Annotated in this window: 21 protein-coding genes; 20 read left to right on the top strand and 1 reads right to left on the bottom strand. The window is 68.9% G+C overall.

Features of this window, described 5'->3' with window-relative positions; translation table 11 throughout:
- The first annotated feature begins 72 nt into the window (after positions 1–72).
- The 3 genes from BR07_RS0114390 to BR07_RS0114380 are packed head-to-tail and all read left to right on the top strand — an operon-like array spanning position 73 to position 2568.
- Positions 73–1314 (top strand): dihydrolipoamide acetyltransferase family protein, encoded by a 1242-nt coding sequence (locus BR07_RS0114390; RefSeq protein ID WP_027506045.1) that lies wholly within the window; start codon positions 73–75, stop codon positions 1312–1314.
- Positions 1315–1321: 7 nt separating this feature from the next.
- Entirely contained in the window at positions 1322–1759 is a 438-nt protein-coding gene (locus BR07_RS0114385; protein WP_027506044.1) for a GNAT family N-acetyltransferase, read from the top strand.
- 14 nt (positions 1760–1773) lie between these two features.
- Entirely contained in the window at positions 1774–2568 is a 795-nt protein-coding gene (locus tag BR07_RS0114380; protein ID WP_027506043.1) for an SDR family NAD(P)-dependent oxidoreductase, read from the top strand.
- Here BR07_RS0114380 and BR07_RS0114375 read toward each other — a convergent pair.
- The gene (locus BR07_RS0114375; protein ID WP_027506042.1) at positions 2544–3458 is read right to left on the bottom strand and encodes a DUF5996 family protein; all 915 of its coding nucleotides are present in this window, start codon (positions 3456–3458) and stop codon (positions 2544–2546) included. The two genes, BR07_RS0114380 and BR07_RS0114375, sit on opposite strands and share 25 nt — an antisense overlap.
- A gap of 48 nt (positions 3459–3506) precedes the next feature.
- Here BR07_RS0114375 and BR07_RS0114370 point away from each other — a divergent pair, with 48 nt between their 5' ends.
- The 17 genes from BR07_RS0114370 (at position 3507) to nuoN (ending at position 20904) form a co-directional block, all read left to right on the top strand.
- Positions 3507–4457, top strand: a complete 951-nt coding sequence (locus BR07_RS0114370) for a ring-cleaving dioxygenase (RefSeq protein ID WP_027506041.1) — start codon at positions 3507–3509, stop codon at positions 4455–4457.
- Positions 4454–5083 (top strand): MSMEG_1061 family FMN-dependent PPOX-type flavoprotein, encoded by a 630-nt coding sequence (locus BR07_RS0114365; RefSeq protein ID WP_027506040.1) that lies wholly within the window; start codon positions 4454–4456, stop codon positions 5081–5083. Before BR07_RS0114370 ends, BR07_RS0114365 begins: the two co-directional genes overlap by 4 nt.
- A gap of 87 nt (positions 5084–5170) precedes the next feature.
- Complete coding sequence (locus BR07_RS0114360) at positions 5171–5563, top strand: Rv3143 family two-component system response regulator (RefSeq protein ID WP_027506039.1); 393 nt, start codon at positions 5171–5173, stop codon at positions 5561–5563.
- A 178-nt stretch (positions 5564–5741) separates the two neighbouring features.
- Entirely contained in the window at positions 5742–6101 is a 360-nt protein-coding gene (locus BR07_RS0114350) for an NADH-quinone oxidoreductase subunit A (protein ID WP_027506038.1), read from the top strand.
- A gap of 27 nt (positions 6102–6128) precedes the next feature.
- Positions 6129–6683: a NuoB/complex I 20 kDa subunit family protein gene (locus BR07_RS0114345; RefSeq protein ID WP_027506037.1), complete on the top strand. Its 555-nt coding sequence runs from the start codon at positions 6129–6131 to the stop codon at positions 6681–6683.
- Entirely contained in the window at positions 6680–7327 is a 648-nt protein-coding gene (locus BR07_RS0114340; protein ID WP_027506036.1) for an NADH-quinone oxidoreductase subunit C, read from the top strand. Before BR07_RS0114345 ends, BR07_RS0114340 begins: the two co-directional genes overlap by 4 nt.
- The gene (gene nuoD / locus BR07_RS0114335; protein WP_027506035.1) at positions 7327–8637 is read left to right on the top strand and encodes an NADH dehydrogenase (quinone) subunit D; all 1311 of its coding nucleotides are present in this window, start codon (positions 7327–7329) and stop codon (positions 8635–8637) included. The genes BR07_RS0114340 and nuoD overlap by 1 nt, the downstream gene beginning before the upstream one ends.
- Positions 8634–9482, top strand: coding sequence for an NADH-quinone oxidoreductase subunit NuoE (nuoE, locus tag BR07_RS24680; protein ID WP_081821314.1), 849 nt, complete (start codon positions 8634–8636; stop codon positions 9480–9482). The genes nuoD and nuoE overlap by 4 nt, the downstream gene beginning before the upstream one ends.
- Positions 9479–10795 (top strand): NADH-quinone oxidoreductase subunit NuoF, encoded by a 1317-nt coding sequence (gene nuoF / locus BR07_RS0114325; protein ID WP_027506034.1) that lies wholly within the window; start codon positions 9479–9481, stop codon positions 10793–10795. Before nuoE ends, nuoF begins: the two co-directional genes overlap by 4 nt.
- Positions 10792–13167: an NADH-quinone oxidoreductase subunit G gene (locus BR07_RS0114320; RefSeq protein ID WP_051613414.1), complete on the top strand. Its 2376-nt coding sequence runs from the start codon at positions 10792–10794 to the stop codon at positions 13165–13167. The genes nuoF and BR07_RS0114320 overlap by 4 nt, the downstream gene beginning before the upstream one ends.
- A complete protein-coding gene (gene nuoH, locus BR07_RS24675; protein WP_051613413.1) occupies positions 13164–14438 on the top strand; it encodes an NADH-quinone oxidoreductase subunit NuoH in 1275 nt (424 codons plus the stop codon). Before BR07_RS0114320 ends, nuoH begins: the two co-directional genes overlap by 4 nt.
- Positions 14431–14955, top strand: coding sequence for an NADH-quinone oxidoreductase subunit NuoI (gene nuoI, locus BR07_RS0114310; protein WP_027506032.1), 525 nt, complete (start codon positions 14431–14433; stop codon positions 14953–14955). The genes nuoH and nuoI overlap by 8 nt, the downstream gene beginning before the upstream one ends.
- Positions 14952–15650 (top strand): NADH-quinone oxidoreductase subunit J, encoded by a 699-nt coding sequence (locus BR07_RS24670; protein WP_051613412.1) that lies wholly within the window; start codon positions 14952–14954, stop codon positions 15648–15650. Before nuoI ends, BR07_RS24670 begins: the two co-directional genes overlap by 4 nt.
- Positions 15647–15946 (top strand): NADH-quinone oxidoreductase subunit NuoK, encoded by a 300-nt coding sequence (gene nuoK, locus BR07_RS0114300; protein ID WP_027506031.1) that lies wholly within the window; start codon positions 15647–15649, stop codon positions 15944–15946. Before BR07_RS24670 ends, nuoK begins: the two co-directional genes overlap by 4 nt.
- 1 nt (position 15947) lies before the next feature.
- On the top strand, positions 15948–17834 hold the full coding sequence (gene nuoL / locus BR07_RS0114295) for an NADH-quinone oxidoreductase subunit L (RefSeq protein ID WP_027506030.1): 1887 nt from the start codon (positions 15948–15950) through the stop codon (positions 17832–17834).
- On the top strand, positions 17831–19378 hold the full coding sequence (locus tag BR07_RS0114290; RefSeq protein WP_027506029.1) for an NADH-quinone oxidoreductase subunit M: 1548 nt from the start codon (positions 17831–17833) through the stop codon (positions 19376–19378). The genes nuoL and BR07_RS0114290 overlap by 4 nt, the downstream gene beginning before the upstream one ends.
- Entirely contained in the window at positions 19375–20904 is a 1530-nt protein-coding gene (gene nuoN / locus BR07_RS0114285) for an NADH-quinone oxidoreductase subunit NuoN (RefSeq protein ID WP_027506028.1), read from the top strand. Before BR07_RS0114290 ends, nuoN begins: the two co-directional genes overlap by 4 nt.
- The last annotated feature ends 60 nt before the right edge of the window (positions 20905–20964 follow it).

Genomic DNA, 20964 nt, shown 5'->3' with positions numbered 1-20964 from the left:
GCACTGTGCGGCGTGGTGATTGTGTGACCTGACACACAGCGTTCACGAGTGCACTCACGAGGAGCATCCGCCATGTCCACGGTCAAGACATTCCTGCTGCCGGACCTCGGCGAGGGGCTCGCCGACGCCGAGCTGCTCACCTGGTCGGTCGACGTCGGCGACACCATCACGCTCAACCAGACCATCGCCGAGGTCGAGACCGCGAAGGCGTCCGTCGAACTGCCGTCTCCCTATGCCGGCGTGGTCGTGGCGCGGCACGCCGAGGAGGGCACCACCATCGACGTGGGCGCACCGTTCCTCGACATCGAGGTGGCGGGTCCGGCGACGACCGGTCAGGCCTCGCCCGACACCGCCGACGAGGCGGCAGCCGACGCGCGTCCCGAGCCGTCGGTCGAGAAGGCGGAGTCCGAGACGGTCGGGGCCGCGCCGACGCGGACGCCCGTCCTCGTCGGCTACGGCGTCGCGGAGGAGACATCGAGTCGTCGGCCCCTGGCCGCGCCGCCGGTACGCAAGGAAGCGCGTGAGCGCGGTATCGACCTCGCGACCGTGGCCCCGACGGGACCGCACGGCAACGTGACCCGCGACGACCTGGCCGTCTCCTCCGCGCCGCACGCGGACGAGGAGCGCACGCCGATCAAAGGCGTCCGCAAGCACACCGCCGAGGCCATGGTGCGCAGCGCGTTCACCGCGCCGCACGTCACCGAGTTCGTCACCGTCGACGTCACACCGATGATGGAGTTGCTCGACGAGCTGAAGGCGAGCCCACTGCTGGCCGGCGTCCGCGTGACGCCGCTCGCTCTCGTCGCGAAGGCCCTGCTCATCGCCGTCCGGGAGCACCCGAGCCTCAACTCGTCGTGGGACGAGGCGGCGAACGAGATCGTCACCAAGAAGTACGTGAACCTCGGTATCGCCGCGGCGACACCGCGCGGGCTGATGGTTCCCAACATCAAGAACGCGCAGACCCTCGGATTCCGCGACCTGTGCTCGTCACTGTCCGCGCTCACCGCCGTCGCCAAGGAGGGGAAGACCGGTCCGGCGGAGCTCGCCGACGGGACCATCACGATCACCAACATCGGCGTGTTCGGCATCGATTCGGGCACCCCGATCCTCACGCCCGGCGAGGCCGCCATCCTGTGCTTCGGGGCCGTCCGGCGTCAGCCGTGGGAGTACCGCGGGGAGATCGCGCTGCGACACGTCACGACCCTCAGTCTGTCGTTCGACCACCGGCTCGTCGACGGCGAACAGGGCTCCAAGTTCCTGTCCACCGTCGCGACCCTGCTCTCGGATCCGGTGGGGTTCGCGGCCCTGGGATAGTGGTGCGGTGACCAGCATCCATCACGCCACCGTTCGAGACGTCGATCCCGTTGCGCTGTACCGCGTCCTGCAGTTGCGCACCGAGGTGTTCATTCACGAGCAGGGCATCGTCGGCGAGCAGGAGATCGACGGGCGCGATCTCGAACCCACGACCACCTTGTTCTGGTCGGAGGAGCCGAACGGCGACGTGCTCGCGACACTGCGGGTGTTGCAGGACGAGGTGCCGGCCCACATCGGCCGCGTCGCCACGGCGTCGGCGGCACGCGGACGCGGGCTGGCCGCCGACCTGGTGCGGGCGGCGATCGAGTTCGCGGGCACCGACGTCGCGATCTCCGCCCAGGCCTACCTGGAGGAGTGGTACGTGCGCCTCGGCTTCGTGCGCACCGGGCCGAACTATCTGGAGGCAGGAATAGACCACCTGCCGATGCTGCTGACCCGTACCTGACACCAGGAGGACACATGCAGATCGATCTGAGCGGCCGGACAGCCCTCGTCACGGGTTCCACGCAGGGCATCGGCTACGCCATCGCCGTCGGCCTCGCCCGAGCGGGAGCGACCGTGCTGATCAACGGCCGGTCCGACGCGTCCGTCGGTGCGGCACTCGACCGTCTCACCGCGGAGGTACCCGACGCGACGGTCGTCGCGGCCCCGGCGGACGTCAGCACGGAGGACGGCACACGCGCCCTGGTGCAGGCACACCCCGATGTCGACGTCCTGGTGAACAATCTCGGAATCTTCGGCGCCACACCGGCTCTGGAGATCGACGACGACGAGTGGCGCCGCTATTTCGAGGTCAACGTCCTCGCCGCCGTGCGTCTGATCCGCGCCTACCTTCCGGGTATGAAGGACCGGGGCTGGGGACGGGTCCTGTCGATCGCCAGCGACTCGGCCGTCGTGATTCCGGCCGAGATGATCCATTACGGCATGTCCAAGACCGCGCTGCTCGCGGTGTCGCGCGGCTTCGCGAAGGAGGCGGCCGGCTCGGGCGTGACCGTCAACTCCGTCATCGCCGGACCGACACACACGGGAGGTGTCGAGACCTTCGTCCGCGATCTGGTGGGCGACGAGTTGCCGTGGGACGAGGCGCAGCACGAGTTCATGGTGAAGTACCGCCCGCAGAGCCTGATCCAGCGACTCATCGAGCCCGAGGAGATCGCCAACATGGTGGTCTACCTCAGTTCACCTCTCGCGTCGGCCACCACGGGCGGCGCACTGCGCGTCGACGGCGGCTACGTGGACTCGATCCTGCCCTGACCGTCGGGCCACTCCGCGAGGTCCGCGGCGATGCGTGCAGTGCTCTCGAGGAACTCCCGCAGCAGGGCATCGCCGTCCTCGGCCTCACGCACCGCCGAGTAGGGGAGCACGAACTCGCCGAGATCGCGATCGAAGTACGCCTGCGCCGGCTCGACGACCGCGGTGTCGAAGCCGTCGGGTTGCGGGTAGGCGTACGAGTAGAAGATGCCCTCCGACGCCCCGCCGGGCCAGTACCCGGCGCTCGACACCTCCTCGTTGTAGGCCTCGTGCATCACCCAGTCGGGGCAGTTGGGCACCCCGCCCGGATGCTGCGCCGCGGGGCGACCCGAGAACCGGGTCACAGCCAGGTCGAAGGCCCCCCAGAAGAAGTGGGACGGACTGGACTTCCCGCGGAACCCGCCGCGGAACGCGGAGAACACCCGATGAGCCGACACCAGCGAGCGCCAGTATCGCGTCATCGCTTCGGCGTCGTAGCTGGCATGCACGGTGTCCTCGGCGAACGGAATCGACGGGTCGACCTCGACGGGGGAGCCCATGATCGAGACGTGGACCCCGAGCGCCTCGAGGTGGGCGAAGAACTCGTCGTGGAAGTCCGCGACCGTGCGCGGCCGCAACTCCATCTCGCGTGCGTCGCCCCACGTGGTCTCGATGGTCAGCCGGTGTCGGAGGAAGTCGAAGCGGATCTCGACTCCGCCGCCGCGGTACGGCATGAGCGAGGTGGTGAGTCCGGACGCATCGACGTAGGACGTCACGCCCCACCAGTGGTTGAGCGGTGGCGCCAGAGCCATGCGCACCTTGCCGACGATCTGCGTCCACATGTGCACGGTGTCGCGGGTGTCCTGCCACGAGTCCACGACGAGTTCCGGCCAGGCATCGTTCGTATCGGTCACTGCATCCCTTTCACGGAGATATCGGCGCACACGTAGGACGATGGTCCCATGACGACACTCGCCCCTCTCGGTCTTCACCACGTCACCGCCATCGCGTCGGACCCCGGCCGGAACGTGGAGTTCTACACGCGCGTGCTCGGCCTGCGGTTGGTGAAGCAGACCGTCAACTTCGACGACCCCGGCACCTACCACCTGTATTACGGGGACGAGCACGGTAGCCCGTCGTCGCTCATCACCTTCTTCCCGTGGAAGGACGTCGAGCGCGGACGACAGGGAACCGGTCTCGTGACGTCGACGGCGTTCAGCGTTCCGGGCTCGTCGCTGTCCTTCTGGCACGACCGGCTCCGGGAGCTGAACGTGCGCGTCGAGGCGCCGGTGACCCGCGGCGACGACGAGGTCCTGCGCCTGTACGACCACGACGGCATGGTCCTCGACCTGATCGCCTCCGACGGGGACACCCGCTCCGGCTGGGACGGCGTGGCATCGGTGCCCACCGAACACGCGGTGCGCGGACTGCACTCGGTCACCCTCACCGAGACGACACTCGACGCGACAGCCGAGCTGCTCACCGACCGGATGAGCATGACCGTCGCCGCGGACGGTGCCGCGAGCGCGCGGTTCGCCATGGCCGCGGGCGGCGCGGGCGCGCTGGTCGACGTCGTCACCGACCGCAGCGACCGTGGTCTGCAGGCAGGCGGCACCGTTCACCACGTCGCCTTCCGTGCGCCCGACCACGAGACCCTCACCGCCTGGCGCACCGAGCTGGTCGACAGCGGAGCGCACGTCACCGAGATCCTGGACCGGCAGTACTTCCAGTCGATCTACTTCCGGGAGCCGGGCGGCGTGCTGTTCGAGATCGCGACCGAGGCGCCGGGATTCGACGTCGACGAGCCACTGCTCGAACTCGGGCGCTCGTTGAAGCTGCCGCCGTGGCTCGAGCCGACGCGGGAGCAGATCGAGCAGAATCTCCCGGCACTCCCGGTGGGTGACGCGTCGTGACGTGGACACAGGTGACCGACGGCGAGACGCTGACGGCGATGTTCGGCACGCCGAGCTTCCGCGCCGCCCACAAGGATCGCCCCCGGCTGCATCCGCTCGACCGCGACTTCCTCGCGGCCTCGCCGTTCTGCCTGGTGGCCACCGCCGACGAGACCGGACGGTGCGACGTCTCGCCGAAGGGAGACCCGCCCGGCTCGCTGGTGCACGTCCTCGACGACGCCACCATCGCGCTGGCGGAACGGCCCGGCAACAAGCGGATGGACGGGTACCGCAACGTGCTGAGCAACCCGTTCGTGGGTCTCGACTTCCTGGTTCCCGGACGCGGGGACACGCTGCGCATCAACGGCCGCGCGCGGTTGATCTCCGACGCGCCGTTCTTCGACGACCTCGTGGTCAAGGGACACCGCCCGATCCTCGCGCTCGTCGTCGACATCGAGCAGGTCTTCCATCACTGCGCCAAGGCGTTCCTGCGGTCACGGCTGTGGGAGCCGGACACCTGGAATCCGTCGGTGCTGCCGACGGTCGCAGAGATCTCCAAGACGCTGATCCCCGACTCGCCGGAATCGCTCGAGGAACTGCGGGCGTACTACGGGCCGGCATACGAGGAGTCGCTGTACCGGTCGTAGATGCGCTCCGCGCCTGTGCGCCTCTTGCGCATCCAGGCATACGCAAAAGGCGCACGGGCGCGAAGCGCACTGGGTAACGTCCCACCCGTGGCGGACGCAACATTGTCGGTGCTGATCTACAGCAGCCACGCGTCCACGCGGGCGCTCGTCCACCAGGCGCTGGGCCCTAGCCCGCACCCCGACCTGCCCGAGATCGAGTATCTCGACGTGGCGACGGCGCCCGTCGTGATCGAGCACCTGGATCGCGGCGGTGTCGATCTGGTGATCCTCGACGGCGAGAGCGCTCCCGTCGGCGGTATGGGCCTCGCGAAGCAACTGCGCGACGAGATCGACCCGTGTCCACCACTTCTCGTGCTCACCGGCCGCCCCGACGACGCGTGGTTGGCCACCTGGTCGCGTGCCGACGCGTCGGTGTCGCACCCGATCGACCCACTCGAACTCGGCCGCGCCGTGGTGGGACTGCTCCGCGACCCTGCCTGAGGCCCCGCCGGATCTCCGATCTCTAACGCCGGGGGATAACCGATTCGCGACGATTGTGAGCCCGAGTCACCAAACCGGACCCATCGCGACGAAAAAGTCCTACTGTGTGGCACAGATCACCTCGAGGCGTAGGGCGGTTCCGGTCGGAACCCACGACACGGGCAGGAGTTCGAGTGGCATGAACGCATATGTGCCGGTCCTCGTTCTCGGCGCGATCGCGGTCGCCTTCGCGCTGTTCTCGGTCCTCGTGGCATCGGAAGTGGGACCGAAGCGATACAACCGCGCCAAGCTCGACGCGTACGAATGTGGCGTCGAGCCCACCCCGCAGCACATCGGCGGCGGTCGCTTTCCGGTCAAGTTCTACCTCACCGCAATGCTTTTCATCATCTTCGACATCGAGATCGTGTTCCTGTACCCGTGGGCTGTGCACTTCGAGGCACTGGGTGTGTTCGGTCTCGCCGCGATGGCCCTGTTCATCGTCAACGTTTCCGTCGCCTACGCATACGAGTGGCGTCGTGGAGGTCTCAGCTGGGACTGATCCACTCGCCGTGGAAGAAGTGATCGCATGGGATTGGAAGAGAAGCTGCCGAGCGGCTTCCTGCTGACCACTGTCGAAGGCCTCGCCGGCTTCGCCCGCAAGGGGTCTCTGTGGCCCGCGACCTTCGGACTGGCGTGCTGTGCGATCGAGATGATGTCGACGACGTCCGGCCGGTTCGATCTCGCCCGATTCGGTATGGAGGCCTTCCGCGCCTCCCCCCGCCAGGCCGATCTCATGATCGTCGCGGGACGGGTGAGCCAGAAGATGGCACCGGTGCTCCGGCAGGTGTACGACCAGATGGCCGAGCCGAAATGGGTTCTGGCGATGGGTGTCTGCGCGTCTTCGGGAGGAATGTTCAACAACTACGCCATCGTGCAGGGCGTCGACCACGTGGTACCGGTCGACATCTATCTGCCCGGTTGTCCGCCGCGGCCCGAGATGCTGATCAACGCCATCCTGCAGTTGCACGCGTCGATCCAGGCGATGCCGCTGGGCGTCGACCGCGAGAGGGCCATCGCCGAGACCGAGAAGGCCGCGCTGAGTTCTCCGTCCGTCATCGACGCGAAGACGCTGCTGCGATGAGAGCGCGGGGCATGTTCGGAGTGCGCGGTTCGGGCGACACGTCGGGTTACGGCCGACTGGCGCCGCCGAAACCCCGACACGACAACGCGAGTCGACCGTTCGGTGGGGACCACGACGTCATGGCGGACGCACTGGAGTCGGCGCTCGCGGCTCGGGGCGAACGTTGGGACGACGCCGTCGAGCGTGCCGTGCTGCACCGCGGTGAGCTGACTCTGCACATCGCGCGTACGCACCTGCCCGCTGTCGCGTCCGCGCTACGCGACGATCAGGCACTCCGCTTCGAACTGTGTCTCGGCGTCAGTGGCGTCCACCAGCCCGGCGAGACCGGACGCGAGCTGCACGCCGTCTACCATCTGCAGTCCATCACGCACGGTCGTCGGTTGCGTCTCGAAGTGTCAGTGCCGGAGTCCGACCCGCACATTCCGTCGCTGTGCGGCATCTACCCCACCACCGACTGGCACGAGCGCGAGACGTACGACTTCTTCGGCATCGAGTTCGACGGGCACCCGTCCCTGACACGCATCGAGATGCCCGACGACTGGGTGGGGCACCCGCAACGCAAGGACTACCCGCTGGGCGGCATCCCGGTGGAGTTCAAGGGCGCGCGGATCGCGCCCCCCGATCAGCGCAGGTCGTACAACTGATGACACTCGAGAAGGATCACACCACGCCGACCGTCTACACCGCGTCGGGCCAGGACTGGGACGAGATCGTCGACCTGGCCGGCACCGCCGGTGAGGAGCGCATCGTCGTCAACATGGGACCGCAGCACCCCTCCACGCACGGGGTCCTCCGCCTCATCCTCGAGATCGAGGGGGAGACCGTCACCGAGGCGCGGTGCGGAATCGGCTACCTGCACACCGGTATCGAGAAGAACCTCGAGTACCGGAACTGGACGCAGGGCGTCACCTACGTGACGCGGATGGACTACCTGTCGCCCTTCTTCAACGAGACGGCGTACTGCCTCGGCGTGGAGAAGCTGCTCGGCATCAGCGACGACGTGCCGGAACGCGCGACCGTGATCCGGGTGTTGCTGATGGAACTCAACCGCATCTCCTCGCACCTGGTCGCTCTGGCCACCGGCGGCATGGAGCTCGGCGCGGTCACCGCCATGCTCTTCGGATTCCGGGAACGTGAACTGATCCTCGACATCTTCGAGACGATCACGGGCCTGCGGATGAATCACGCGTTCGTCCGGCCGGGCGGGCTGGCGATGGACCTGCCCGACGACGCCGTGCCGAAGATCCGGGACCTGCTGCACCTGTTGCCGATCCGCCTGCGCGACATGAGCGCGATGCTGGACGACAACCCCATCTGGAAGGGTCGGACCCGCGGCATCGGGTACCTCGATCTCACCGGGTGCATGGCACTCGGGATCACCGGTCCGGTGCTGCGTGCCACGGGCTTGCCCCACGATCTCCGTCGCGCGGAGCCCTACTGCGGCTACGAGACCTACGAGTTCGACGTGATCACCGAACAGGAGAGTGACTGCTACGCGCGGTATCTCATCCGTGTCGACGAGATGAGCGAGTCGCTGAAGATCGTCGAACAGTGCCTCGACCGACTGGCGCCGGGGCCCGTGATGGTGTCGGACAAGAAGATCGCGTGGCCTGCGGACCTGGTCTCGGGCCCCGACGGACTGGGCAACTCCCGCGAGCACGTGCAGAAGATCATGGACGGATCGATGGAATCGCTGATCCACCATTTCAAGCTCGTCACCGAGGGCATCCGCGTGCCCGAGGGACAGGTCTACGTCGCGGTGGAGTCACCCCGCGGCGAGCTGGGTGTGCACATGGTCTCCGACGGTGGATCCCGGCCCTACCGGGTGCACTTCCGGGACCCGTCGTTCACCAATCTGCAGGCCGTCGCGGCGATGTGCGAGGGCGGCATGGTGTCCGACGTGATCGCGTCCGTGGCGAGCATCGATCCCGTGATGGGTGGGGTGGACCGATGAGCGCACGGGAACCGGTGGCGATACCCTTCGGACCCCGTCCGGAGGAACGCGTCCAACTCGTGCGACCAGGCGCCCGGCGGACCTACCCCGAGGACGTGCTGGCTCGCCTCGAGGCGGACGCCGCCACCATCGTGGCCCGCTACCCGCGCGCCCGGTCCGCGATCATCCCGATCCTTCATCTGCTCCAGGCCGAGGACGGGTACCTCACCCCCGCCGGGATCGACTTCTGTTCGCACACACTCGACCTCACGGGTGCCGAGGTCGCTGCGGTGGCGACGTTCTACTCGATGTACCGCCGCGAGCCGACAGGCGACTACCTCGTCGGCGTGTGCACCAACACTCTCTGCGCCGTGATGGGCGGGGACGCCATTCACGAGGCCCTCGTCGACCACCTCGACGGCGTCACGGACGGCACCGTGACGCTCGAACACATCGAGTGCAACGCCGCCTGCGACTACGCACCGGTGGTGATGGTGAACTGGGAGTTCTTCGACAACCAGACTCCCGAGTCGGCGCGCACGCTGGTCGACGAACTCCGCGCCGGGCGCCCGGTCACCCCGACGCGCGGTGCGACCCTGTGCACCTTCCGCGAGACCTCGCGCATCCTGGCGGGCTTCCCTGACACCCGGCCCGGCGCGCTCGACGCACCGACCGCAGGCGAGGCGACGCTGGCAGGCCTGCGTGTCGCGCGGGAGAAGGACATGCGCGCCCCCGATCACGCGGAACCCGACGCGGCGGCGGCAGCCGAGCCACCGACGGACTCCACCCCGGACAAGCCCGCGCCCGCCCCGTCGGCCGATGTGCCCCGCCCGGACGGCACTGCAGCGAAGGAGGCCCGGCCGTGACACTCACCCCGGTTCTGAGCCGCTACTGGGACGAGCCCGAGTCCTGGACTCTGGACACCTACCGCCGCCACGGCGGGTACGACGGTCTCGCCGCAGCCCTGGCGATGACACCCGACGAGGTGATCGGCACGGTCAAGGACTCCGGCCTGCGTGGTCGCGGCGGCGCCGGCTTCCCCACCGGCACGAAGTGGAGCTTCATCCCCCAGGACGGCCCGACACCCGCGGACCAGACCGTGCCGCACTACCTGGTGGTGAACGCCGACGAATCGGAGCCGGGCACGTGCAAGGACATGCCGCTGCTGATGGCCACACCCCACGCGCTGGTCGAGGGCATCGTGATCGCGGCGTACGCCATCCGCTCGTCGCACGCGTTCGTCTACCTCCGCGGTGAGGTGGTGCCGGCGCTGCGGCGGCTGCAGGCCGCGGTCGCCGAGGCCTACGCCGCGGGGTACCTGGGCACGGACATCCAGGGCTCCGGGTTCGATCTGGACCTCGTCGTCCATGCGGGGGCGGGCGCCTACATCTGCGGCGAGGAGACCGCACTGCTCGACTCTCTCGAGGGGCGCCGCGGCCAGCCCCGGCTGCGGCCACCGTTCCCCGCCGTGGCGGGCCTCTACGCGAGCCCCACCGTCGTCAACAACGTCGAGTCCATCGCGAGTGTGCCGACGGTCCTGGCGCGCGGGACGCAGTGGTTCCGCTCGATGGGCAGTGAGAAGTCACCCGGCTTCACGCTGTACTCCCTCTCCGGCCACGTCATCCGCCCCGGACAGTACGAGGCGCCGCTCGGCATCACGTTGCGCGAGTTGCTCGAGCACGCGGGCGGTGTCCGCGCCGGGCACACGCTGAAGTTCTGGACACCCGGCGGATCCTCCACCCCGATCTTCACGGCCGAGCACCTCGACGTCCCGCTCGACTACGAGGGTGTGAGCGCCGCGGGATCGATGCTCGGCACGAAAGCACTCCAGATCTTCGACGAGACGACCTGCGTGGTCCGCGCGGTCCGTCGCTGGAGCGAGTTCTACGCGCACGAATCGTGCGGGAAATGCACCCCCTGCCGCGAGGGCACCTACTGGCTGGTGCAGATACTCGCGCGCCTCGAGAACGGTACCGGATCGGAGGGTGACCTGCAGAAGCTGCTCGACGTCGCCGACAGCATCCTGGGAAAGTCGTTCTGCGCGTTGGGAGACGGGGCGGCCAGCCCCATCGTCTCGTCGATCGCCCACTTCCGGGACGAGTACGTGGCGCACGTGGAGCAGGGTGGATGCCCCTTCGATCCGCACCTCTCCACCCTGATGGCAGGACAACTGACATGACCACGGTGCAGAACGACGGCGCGCGCGCCGAGACGACGGTGGACATCACCCTCGACGGCGTCCCGATGTCGGTCCCGAAAGGCACCCTGGTGATCCGGGCGGCCGAGATGCTCGGTGTGCAGATCCCGCGGTTCTGCGACCACCCGCTGCTCGACCCGGTCGGCGCGTGCCGGCAGTGCCTGGTCGACGTCGAGGGTCAACGCAAGCCCCTGGCGTCGTGCACCACCACGGTGTCCGACGGCATGGTGATCCGGACGCAGCACAGCTCGGAAATCGCCGAGAAGGCGCAGCGCGGAGTGATGGAACTGCTCCTGATCAACCATCCGCTGGACTGCCCGGTGTGCGACAAGGGTGGCGAGTGCCCGCTGCAGAACCAGGCCATGTCCACCGGCCGCACCGAGTCGCGCTTCACGGAGACCAAACGCACGTATCCCAAGCCGATCCCCCTGTCGACCGAGGTCCTGCTCGACCGGGAGCGGTGCGTCCTCTGCGCCCGGTGCACGCGCTTCTCCGAGCAGATCGCCGGTGACCCGTTCATCGATCTGCTCGAACGCGGTGCGCTGCAACAGGTCGGCATCTACGGCGCCGAGCCGTTCGAGTCGTACTTCTCCGGCAACACCGTGCAGATCTGTCCGGTGGGTGCACTCACCAACACCGCCTACCGATTCCGCGCGCGGCCCTTCGACCTGGTGTCGACTCCCAGCGTCTGCGAGCACTGCTCCAGTGGGTGCGCCCAGCGCACGGACCATCGCCGCGGAAAGGTGTTGCGTCGGTTGGCCGGCGACGATCCCGAGGTCAACGAGGAATGGAGCTGCGACAAGGGCCGCTGGGCGTTCGCGTACGGCACGCTGCCCGATCGCCTCGACACCCCGCTGGTCCGACGCGGAACCACCCTCGAGCCCGCGTCGTGGTCGGAGGCCCTGGCGGTGGCCGCTCGGGGCCTGGCGGAGGCTCGCGGACACGCCGGCGTGCTCACCGGGGGCCGTCTCACCGTCGAGGACGCGTACGCCTACAGCAAGTTCGCGCGGATCGCGCTGGGTACCAACGACATCGACTTCCGAGCCCGCCCGACGTCCGAGGAGGAGACCGACTTCCTGTCCGCTCGGGTGGCCGGCCGCGGGATCGACGTCACGTACGCCGCACTCGAGGCCGCACCGATCGTCGTCCTCGTGTCCTTCGAACCGGAGGAGGAGAGCCCCATCGTCTTCCTCCGCCTGCGGAAGGCAGTGCGCGGGGGACACACTCGCGTACTGACACTGGCGCCCTTCGCGTCGCCCGGCAGCACGAAGCTGAGAGCCGACGTGCGTCCCACGGTGCCGGGGACGGAGGCCGCGGGGCTGGCGGACCCGGACGTGCTCGACCAGCTGCGCGTGCCGGGCGCGGTGATCCTCGTCGGCGAGCGCGCGGCGTCGAGCCCCGGCACCCTCGCCGCGGTCGCGCGCACCGCCGACAACACCGGCGCCCGCGTCGCGTGGATCCCCCGCCGTGCCGGTGACCGCGGCGCCCTCGACTCGGGTGCGTTCCCCACCCTCCTGCACGGAGGTCGCCGGGTGGGCGACCCCGCGGCTCGGCACGCGGTGGCCGCGGCGTGGGGTGTCGACGATCTGCCGGCGACACCGGGCCGGGACACGGTCGGCATCCTCGGCGCCGACCTCCGCGCGCTCGTCGTGGCCGGTGTCGAGCTCGACGACCTCCCCGATCCCGACGCGGCCCGCGCCGCGCTCGACCGAGCCCCCTTCGTCGTCGCACTGGATCTGCGCAGCAGCGAGGTGACCGACCGGGCCGACGTCGTGTTCCCGGTCGCCGCCGTCGCGCAGAAAGCCGGATCGTTCACCACCTGGGAAGGCCGCCGGCGCACGTTCGGAGCAGCACTCCCGACGCCGTCCATGATGGCCGACCTGCGGGTCCTCGACGCGATCGCCACCGAGATGGGTCACCGCCTCCGACTGCCGGACGCCGACGCGGCACGCCGCGAACTCGACGCGGCCGGGTCGGCACCCGGATCCCCCGACGTTCCGGACCGCGGCAGCGCGGCACCGACCGCCCTCGGCGCAGGAACCGCCGTACTGGCCGGCTGGCGGATGCTGCTCGACGCCGGGCGGATGCAGGACGGGGAGACCGATCTCGCCGGCACGGCGCGGACCCCCGTCGCCCGGCTGTCGCCCGCGACCGCGGCCGACACCGGGGTGTCCGACGGTGAGCCACTGACCGTCTCCACCGACTCGGGGTCGATCACGCTCCCGCTCCGCGTCACCGCCATGCCGGACCACGTGGTGTGGCTGCCGTGGAACTCGGCACCGTCCCGAGTGAGTGCGACCCTCCACGTCGCACCCGGTGCCGCCGTGCGTCTCTCGGCAGGAGCACCGTCATGACCGACCTCTCCGTCTTCGGGATCGACCCACTGTGGCTGGTCGTCGCCAAGGCGCTCGCCGTCTTCGGCTTCCTCGTGCTGACACCGCTCATCGCGATCTACGCCGAGCGCAAGGTCATGGCCTGGATGCAGATGCGCATCGGCCCCAACAGGGTCGGGCCGTGGGGCATCCTGCAGAGCCTCGCTGACGGTGTGAAGCTCGCCCTGAAGGAGGGGATCGTCCCGAGGGGCGTGGACCGTCCGATCTACCTGCTGGCACCGATCATCTCGGTCGTCCCCGCCTTCATGGCCTTCGCCGTGATCCCGTTCGGCCCCACCGTGTCGGTGTTCGGGCACATCACCCCGCTCCAGCTGACCGACATGCCCGTCGCGGTGCTCTACATCCTGGCCGTGACCTCGATCGGTGTGTACGGCATCGTCCTGGCCGGGTGGTCGTCCGGTTCCACGTATCCGCTTCTGGGAGCACTGCGCTCGACCGCGCAGGTGATCTCGTACGAGGTGGCCATGGGCCTGAGCTTCGCGGCCGTGTTCCTCTACGCGGGCACCATGTCGACGTCCGGCATCGTCGCCTCGCAGGAGCGCCTGTGGTTCGTCGTGATGCTGCTGCCGTCGTTCCTCGTCTACATCACCTCGATGGTGGGCGAGACCAACCGTGCGCCGTTCGATCTCCCCGAGGCGGAGGGCGAACTGGTCGGCGGATTCCACACCGAGTACTCCTCGCTCCGGTTCGCCATGTTCATGCTCGCGGAGTACGTGAACATGGTCACCGTCTCGGCGCTCGCGACCACGCTTTTTCTCGGCGGCTGGCGCGCCCCCTTCCCGATCAGCCTGTGGGACGGCGCCAATCAGGGCTGGTGGCCCGTTCTCTGGTTCACGATCAAGGTGTGGGGCTTCCTGTTCGTCTTCGTCTGGCTCCGCAGCACCCTGCCACGCCTGCGCTACGACCAGTTCATGAACTTCGGGTGGAAGGTGCTCATTCCCGCTGCGCTGCTGTGGATCATGGTCATCGCGGCCGTGCGCGTCCTCCTCCTCGACTCCCCGCACGTCCGCCCGGTCACCGTGGTGGTGTCACTGGTCTACACCGCCGCCCTGATCGCCGTGCTCGCCCGGACGCTACGGCGTGGGCGCCTGGAACGGACCCACTCCGGTGCGACGGCGGACCAGCAGGGGGTCGATGCCGCGGCGGGCGGGTTCCCCGTGCCTCCGATGCCGGACCGCTCACCCGGTCCGGCACGCCCTCGACCCATCACCAAGGAGACGACCGATGCCTGAATTCCTGGGACCTGTCGCGGGTTTCGGCGTCACCTTCGCCACCATGTTCAAGAAGCCGGAGACCGAGTCGTATCCGGAGGAGAAGGTACCGACGGCGACGCGGTACCACGGCCGTCACCAGCTGAATCGCTACGCGGACGGCCTGGAGAAGTGCATCGGCTGCGAACTGTGCGCGTGGGCGTGCCCCGCCGACGCCATCTACGTCGAGGGCGCCGACAACACGGAGACCGAGCGGTACTCGCCCGGCGAACGGTACGGGCGCGTCTACCAGATCAACTACCTGCGGTGCATCGGGTGCGGTCTGTGCATCGAGGCGTGCCCCACCCGCGCCCTGACCATGACCAACGAGTACGAGATGGCCGACGACAACCGCGCCGATCTGATCTACGAGAAGACCGATCTGTTGGCCTCGCTCGCCGAGGGGATGGACGCGCCCCCGCACGCCATGGCCGACGGCGCCACCGACGAGGACTACTACCGCGGGGCCGTCATCGCCCGGCGGGAGGCGGACCGATGATCGTCTCGACCTCCGAGGCCATCGCCTTCTGGATCCTCGCCCCGCTCGCTCTCATCGGCGCGCTGGGCGTCGTGGCGTCGGCGAAAGCCGTGTACTCGGCTCTGTTCCTGGCATCGACGATGGTGGTGCTCGCGATCTTCTACATCGTCCAGGGTGCCGTCTTCCTCGGTGTCGTCCAGATCGTGGTCTACACCGGCGCCGTGATGATGCTCTTCCTCTTCGTACTCATGCTCGTGGGGGTGGACTCGTCGGACTCGCTCGTCGAATCGCTACGGGGGCACCGCATCGCGGCCATCGTCGTGGGTCTCGGATTCGGTGTCCTGCTGATCGGGGGGCTCGGCAATGCCGCGCTGAGCGACTTCCGCGGCTTCACCGCGCAGTCGCCGGCGAACGTCGAGGGGCTCGCCGAGCTGGTGTTCGTGCGCTACGTGTGGGCCTTCGAGCTCACCGGAGCGCTGCTCATCACTGCCACGATCGGTGCCATGGTGCTGACCCACCGGGACGCCGTCGGCCGGACCAGAACCCAGAAGGAGCTGTCGCAGGACAGGTTCCGCTTCGGAGACCGCGTGACACCGCTGCCGAGCCCGGGTGTCTACGCACGCCACAACGGTGTGGACCGGCCCGCTCGTCTCCCCGACGGCAGCGACGCCGAGTCGTCGGTCAGTCGGCAGTTCCGCGACGGGCCGAGCCGATGAACCCGGAGTACTACCTGTACCTGTCCGCGGCCCTGTTCACCATCGGCGCCGCCGGTGTCCTCCTGCGCCGCAACGCCATCGTCGTCTTCATGTGCATCGAGCTGATGCTCAACGCCGCGAACCTGGCCTTCGTGACGTTCTCGCGGATGCACGGAAGCCTGGACGGACAGGTCTTCGCGTTCTTCACGATGGTCGTCGCCGCCGCCGAGGTGGTGGTGGGTCTGGCCGTCATCATGGCGATCTTCCGCTCTCGTCGATCGGTCTCGGTCGACGACGACAGTCTGTTGAAGTACTGACATGGCGACGACTCTGGTTCTGCTGCCGCTCATTCCCCTCGCCGGAGCCGTCGTGCTGCTGCTGGGTGGACGCCGGAGCGATGCGTGGGGCCACCTCCTCGCGTGCGCGGCGATGCTCGCGTCGTTCGCGCTGGCCGTCGTCGCCTTCGTCGACATGGCCGGGCGGGCGGCGGAGGACCGCGCGCTCTCGCAGACGGTCTTCACCTACGTTCCGGTCGAGTCGCTGCAGATCGAGTTCGGTCTCCGCCTCGACCAGCTGTCGGTGTGCTTCGTCCTGCTCATCACCGGCGTCGGAACCCTCATCCACGTGTACTCGATCGGGTACATGCGGGACGATCCCGCGCGCCGCCGATTCTTCGCGTACCTCAATCTGTTCGTGGCCGCGATGCTGCTGCTGGTCATGGCGGACAACTTCCTCGGCCTGTACGTCGGATGGGAGGGCGTGGGCCTCGCGTCGTACCTGTTGATCGGATTCTGGTCCACCCGGCCGTCGGCGGCCTCGGCCGCACGCAAGGCGTTCGTCGTCAATCGTGTCGGCGACATCGGACTGGCCGTCGCGCTGATGATCATGATCTCGTCCGTCGGATCCGTCTCGTACGACGACGTGTTCGCCGGGGTCGACGGCATGGGCGATGGCACCGCGACCGCCCTCGGCCTCGTCCTCCTGCTCGCCGCGTGCGGCAAGTCGGCGCAGGTGCCGCTGCAATCGTGGCTGGGCGACGCGATGGAGGGCCCGACGCCCGTCTCGGCGCTCATCCACGCCGCGACGATGGTCACCGCCGGTGTGTACCTCGTCGTCCGGTCCGGGCCCGTCTTCGAGGCGTCCCCGGCCGCCCAGAACGTCGTCGTGCTGGTCGGCGCCGTGACGCTGCTCTTCGGGGCCGTCATCGGCTGCGCGAAGGACGACATCAAGAAGGCTCTGGCAGCGTCGACGATGAGCCAGATCGGGTACATGGTGCTCGCGGCCGGTCTCGGCCCCGCCGGGTACGCGGTCGCGATCCTGCACCTGCTCACGCACGGATTCTTCAAGGCCGGCCTGTTCCTCGGCGCGGGGTCCGTGATGCACGCGACGAACGACGAGACGGACATGCGGCGGTACGGCGGACTGCGCACCGTCCTGCCGATCACCTACGTGACGTTCGGGCTGGCCTATCTCGCCATCATCGGTGTCCCACCGTTCTCGGGGTTCTTCTCGAAGGACGGCATCATCGAGGCCGCGATCGACGCCGGCGGTGCGAAGGGTGCGGCGCTCGGCGCGGCCACCTTGGTCGGCGCGGGACTGACAGCGTTCTACATGACGCGGGTCATGATCCTCACGTTCTTCGGCGAGCGGCGGTGGCGGAGCGGAGTCCACCCGCACGAGGCACCCGCGAGCATGACCGGCCCGATGATCGTGCTGGCCGTCGGATCCGTCGGTGCCGGTGCGCTTCTCGCGATCGGCGCCCGATTGGAGGGATGGCTCGCCCCGGTCGTCGGTGAACACGACCCCGCACACCTCGTACCCGCGTGGGCCGTCACCCTCGCGGTGCTGGTGACCGTCGCCTCGGGAGTGGGCGTGGCCGTGCGCATGTACGGCCGATCGGCGATCCCGATGACCGCACCCACGGGGTCGGTCCTCACCGCGGCCGCCCGCCGAGATCTGTACGGAGACGCGGTGAACGAGGCCGTCTTCATGCGGCCGGGTCAGCGGGCGACCGCCGCGGTGGTCACCGCCGACCGCGTCGGCGTCGAGGGAGTGGTGGGTGCCGTCGCCACCGCGGTCCGGGAGTCCTCCACACGACTACGCCGGTGGCAGAACGGGTTCGTCCGGTCGTACGCCCTCTCGATGTTCGCCGGGGCCGTCCTGGTGGTCGTCGCCCTGACCGTGGCACTGGGAGTGACGCGATGACCGACCTTCCCGTGCTGAGCGCGCTCTGGCTCCTCCCGCTGATCGGAGCGCTGGCAGTGATCGCCGTGCCGCCCACCCGGTCTGCGGCCGCCCGCGCGGTGGGACTCACGACATCGTGCGTCGTGCTCATCCTCGCCGTGCTGTGTGCGATCGGGTTCGAGGCGGGCGCGCCGGGATACCAGTTCGTGGAGGAGCACGAGTGGATCCCCAGCTTCGGTGCGGGCTACACACTCGGGATCGACGGCATCGCACTGACTCTCGTACTGCTGACCGCTGTCCTGGTCCCGATCCTCCTGCTGGCCGGGTGGAACGACACCCCGCCCGCGTCGCGCTCACGCCGCACCCACACCTACGTCGCGTTGATCCTCGTCGTCGAGTCGATGGTCATGGTCTCGTTCGTCTCCCTCGACATCCTGCTCTTCTACCTCTTCTTCGAGGCCATGCTCGTGCCGATGTACTTCCTCATCGGCGGCTTCGGCCGTGATGCCGGACGAGCGCGTTCCGCCGCGGTGACCTTCCTGCTTTACAACCTCGCGGGCGGGCTCGTCATGCTGGCGGCCGTCATCGGCCTGTACGTCGTCACCGCCTCGGATGCGAGTCCCTTCTCGGCGGGCACGTTCGACCTGCGCGCCATCGCGGACGCCGCGGCGGCCGGCGAACTCGGCGCCTCGCCCGGCGTGCTGAACGCGCTGTTCCTGGGATTCCTCGTGGCCTTCGCCGTGAAGGCGCCGCTGTGGCCGCTGCACACCTGGTTGCCCGGCGCGGCGACCGAGAGCACCCCGGCGACCGCGGTACTGATGATGGCCGTCGTCGACAAGGTGGGCACCTTCGGGATGCTGCGGTACTGCCTGCAGCTGTTCCCGGAGTCGTCGGCGACCTTCGCGCCGGCGGTGATCACGCTCGCCGTCGTCGGGATCGTCTACGGCGCGGTGCTGGCGATCGGCGCGACCGACATCATGCGCCTCATCGCGTACACCTCCATCTCGCACTTCGGGTTCATCATCCTCGGCATCTTCGCCATGACGAGCCAGTCGCAGGCGGGGTCCGCGCTGTACATGGTGAACCACGGGATCGCCACGGCCGCACTGTTCCTCGTCGCAGGGTTCCTCGTCACCCGGCGCGGGAGCGCGGTCATCGCCGACCACGGGGGTGTGCAGAAGGTGGCGCCCGTGCTCGCCGGCACGTTCCTCGTCGCCGGACTGGCCACTCTGTCGCTTCCCGGACTCGCCCCGTTCGTCAGCGAATTTCTGGTCCTCGTGGGAACGTTCCCGCGCTACGGCGTCGCGGCGGTGATCGCGGCGTCGGCGCTGGTGCTCTCGGCGATCTACGTGCTGTGGCTGTATCAACGGGTGATGACCGGGCCCGTCGCCGCCGGCTCGGAACGGATCCGCGATCTCGTGCCGCGCGAGATCGCCGTCGTCGCTCCACTTCTCGTGCTCGTCATCGCGCTGGGCGTGTACCCGAGACCCGCGCTGGACATCCTCACGCCGGCCGTCGAACGCACATCGGTCGAGCAACTCGAGACAGGAGTGGCCGCGCCATGACCATCGACACCCCGTCCCTCGAGTACAGCCTGCTGTCGCCCATGATCATCGTGCTGGCGGCCGCGGTGATCGGCGTCCTGGTCGAGGCGTTCGTTCCCGCCGATCGGCGCCGCGTCACCCATCTCGTGCTCGCCCTCGGCGCACTCGCGGCAGCGTTCGCCGCCGTCGTCGCGCTGGCCGGAACCAGCACCGTCGCCGCGGTGGGGTCGGTGGCCGTGGACGGGCCCACACTGTTCCTGCAGGGGGTCATCGTCGCGGTGTCCGCGGCGTCGGTCGTACTGATGGCGCATCGCTCGTCCGACCATCCCGAAGTGGCTGCGGTCGATGCCTTCACGCCCGCGGCGTCCACGGTGCCGGGCACGGTCGCCGAGGCCCGTGCCGTCACTGCCCGGGTCACCCGTACCGAGATCTACCCGCTCACCCTGTTCGCCGTCGGCGGCATGATGGTGTTGCCGGCCTCGAACGATCTGCTGAGCATGTTCGTCGCGCTGGAGGTGCTCTCGCTCCCGCTGTACCTGCTGTGCGGTCTCGCGCGTCGTCGGCGTCTGCTGTCCCAGGAGGCGTCGCTCAAGTACTTCCTCCTCGGAGCGTTCTCGTCGGCCTTCTTCCTGTTCGGCACGGCGCTGCTCTACGGCTACGCGGGCAGCGTCCGACTCGACGACATCGCCGACGTGGCCGACGGGGACCAGGTTCTCGGCGTGCTGGGGGTCGGTCTCGTGGCCGTCGGCCTGCTGTTCAAAGTCGGTGCGGTGCCGTTTCATTCGTGGATCCCCGACGTGTACCAGGGCGCACCCACGCCCGTGACCGCGTTCATGGCCTCGGCCACGAAGGTGGCGGCCTTCGGCGCGCTGCTGCGCATTCTCGTCGTGGGCGTGCCCGATCTCCAGGACGCGTGGCGGCCGATGCTGTGGGCCGTCGCCATCGTCACCATGCTCGTGGGAGCCGTGATCGCGGTGACGCAGACCGACGTCACGCGGATGCTGGCGTACTCGTCGATCGCCCACGCGGGCTTCATCCTCACGGGTGTCTCCGCGGGAGCGGCGGGCGTGTCCGCCACGCTGTTCTATCTCGCGGCCTACGCCTTCAGCACACTCGGCGCCTTCGCCGTGGTGTCCCTCGTGCGGGATCAGGGCGGCGAGGTCACCGAACTGTCCCGGTGGGCGGGCCTCGGACGATCGTCGCCCCTGACCGCGGCGGCCTTCGCGCTGTTCCTGCTCGCCTTCGCCGGCATCCCGCTGACGAGCGGCTTCACAAGCAAGTTCGCCGTCTTCCAGGCCGCACTCGAGGACGGCGGTGCCGCGCTGGTGATCGTCGGCGTCGTCAGCAGTGCCATCGCCGCGTCGTTCTACATCCGCGTCATCGTGGTGCTGTTCTTCACCGAAACGGAGGGACCCTCGGCGACGATCACCCACGGAACGGGCGCGACCGTGGCCGTCGCCGTGTCGGCCGTCGCCACCGTGGTGCTCGGGGTCTTCCCGCAACCGCTGCTCGACCTCGCCGAGCGGGCTGCAGCCGCGATGGTCTGACCCCCTTCCCCCCCGCCCGCTCCCGGCCCGCCCGCTCCCGGCGAGTACGTCCGAAGCGTC

The sequence above is a fragment of the Rhodococcus sp. UNC23MFCrub1.1 genome, from assembly GCF_000686025.1.
Lineage (GTDB): Bacteria > Actinomycetota > Actinomycetes > Mycobacteriales > Mycobacteriaceae > Rhodococcoides.
The sequence above is the reverse complement of the archived record's forward strand: the minus strand, read 5'-3'. Positions and strand labels throughout refer to the sequence as shown.

Coding starts and splice junctions, on each gene's coding strand:
- nuoH (WP_051613413.1), top strand. CDS start 13,164: ATGACCGACCTCTCCGTCTTCGGGATCGACCCACTGTGGCTGGTCGTC.
- nuoE (WP_081821314.1), top strand. CDS start 8,634: ATGAGCGCACGGGAACCGGTGGCGATACCCTTCGGACCCCGTCCGGAG.
- nuoL (WP_027506030.1), top strand. CDS start 15,948: ATGGCGACGACTCTGGTTCTGCTGCCGCTCATTCCCCTCGCCGGAGCC.
- BR07_RS0114290 (WP_027506029.1), top strand. CDS start 17,831: ATGACCGACCTTCCCGTGCTGAGCGCGCTCTGGCTCCTCCCGCTGATC.
- BR07_RS0114345 (WP_027506037.1), top strand. CDS start 6,129: ATGGGATTGGAAGAGAAGCTGCCGAGCGGCTTCCTGCTGACCACTGTC.
- BR07_RS0114380 (WP_027506043.1), top strand. CDS start 1,774: ATGCAGATCGATCTGAGCGGCCGGACAGCCCTCGTCACGGGTTCCACG.
- BR07_RS0114320 (WP_051613414.1), top strand. CDS start 10,792: ATGACCACGGTGCAGAACGACGGCGCGCGCGCCGAGACGACGGTGGAC.
- nuoI (WP_027506032.1), top strand. CDS start 14,431: ATGCCTGAATTCCTGGGACCTGTCGCGGGTTTCGGCGTCACCTTCGCC.
- BR07_RS0114340 (WP_027506036.1), top strand. CDS start 6,680: ATGAGAGCGCGGGGCATGTTCGGAGTGCGCGGTTCGGGCGACACGTCG.
- BR07_RS0114370 (WP_027506041.1), top strand. CDS start 3,507: ATGACGACACTCGCCCCTCTCGGTCTTCACCACGTCACCGCCATCGCG.
- BR07_RS24670 (WP_051613412.1), top strand. CDS start 14,952: ATGATCGTCTCGACCTCCGAGGCCATCGCCTTCTGGATCCTCGCCCCG.
- BR07_RS0114350 (WP_027506038.1), top strand. CDS start 5,742: ATGAACGCATATGTGCCGGTCCTCGTTCTCGGCGCGATCGCGGTCGCC.
- nuoK (WP_027506031.1), top strand. CDS start 15,647: ATGAACCCGGAGTACTACCTGTACCTGTCCGCGGCCCTGTTCACCATC.
- nuoD (WP_027506035.1), top strand. CDS start 7,327: ATGACACTCGAGAAGGATCACACCACGCCGACCGTCTACACCGCGTCG.
- nuoN (WP_027506028.1), top strand. CDS start 19,375: ATGACCATCGACACCCCGTCCCTCGAGTACAGCCTGCTGTCGCCCATG.
- BR07_RS0114390 (WP_027506045.1), top strand. CDS start 73: ATGTCCACGGTCAAGACATTCCTGCTGCCGGACCTCGGCGAGGGGCTC.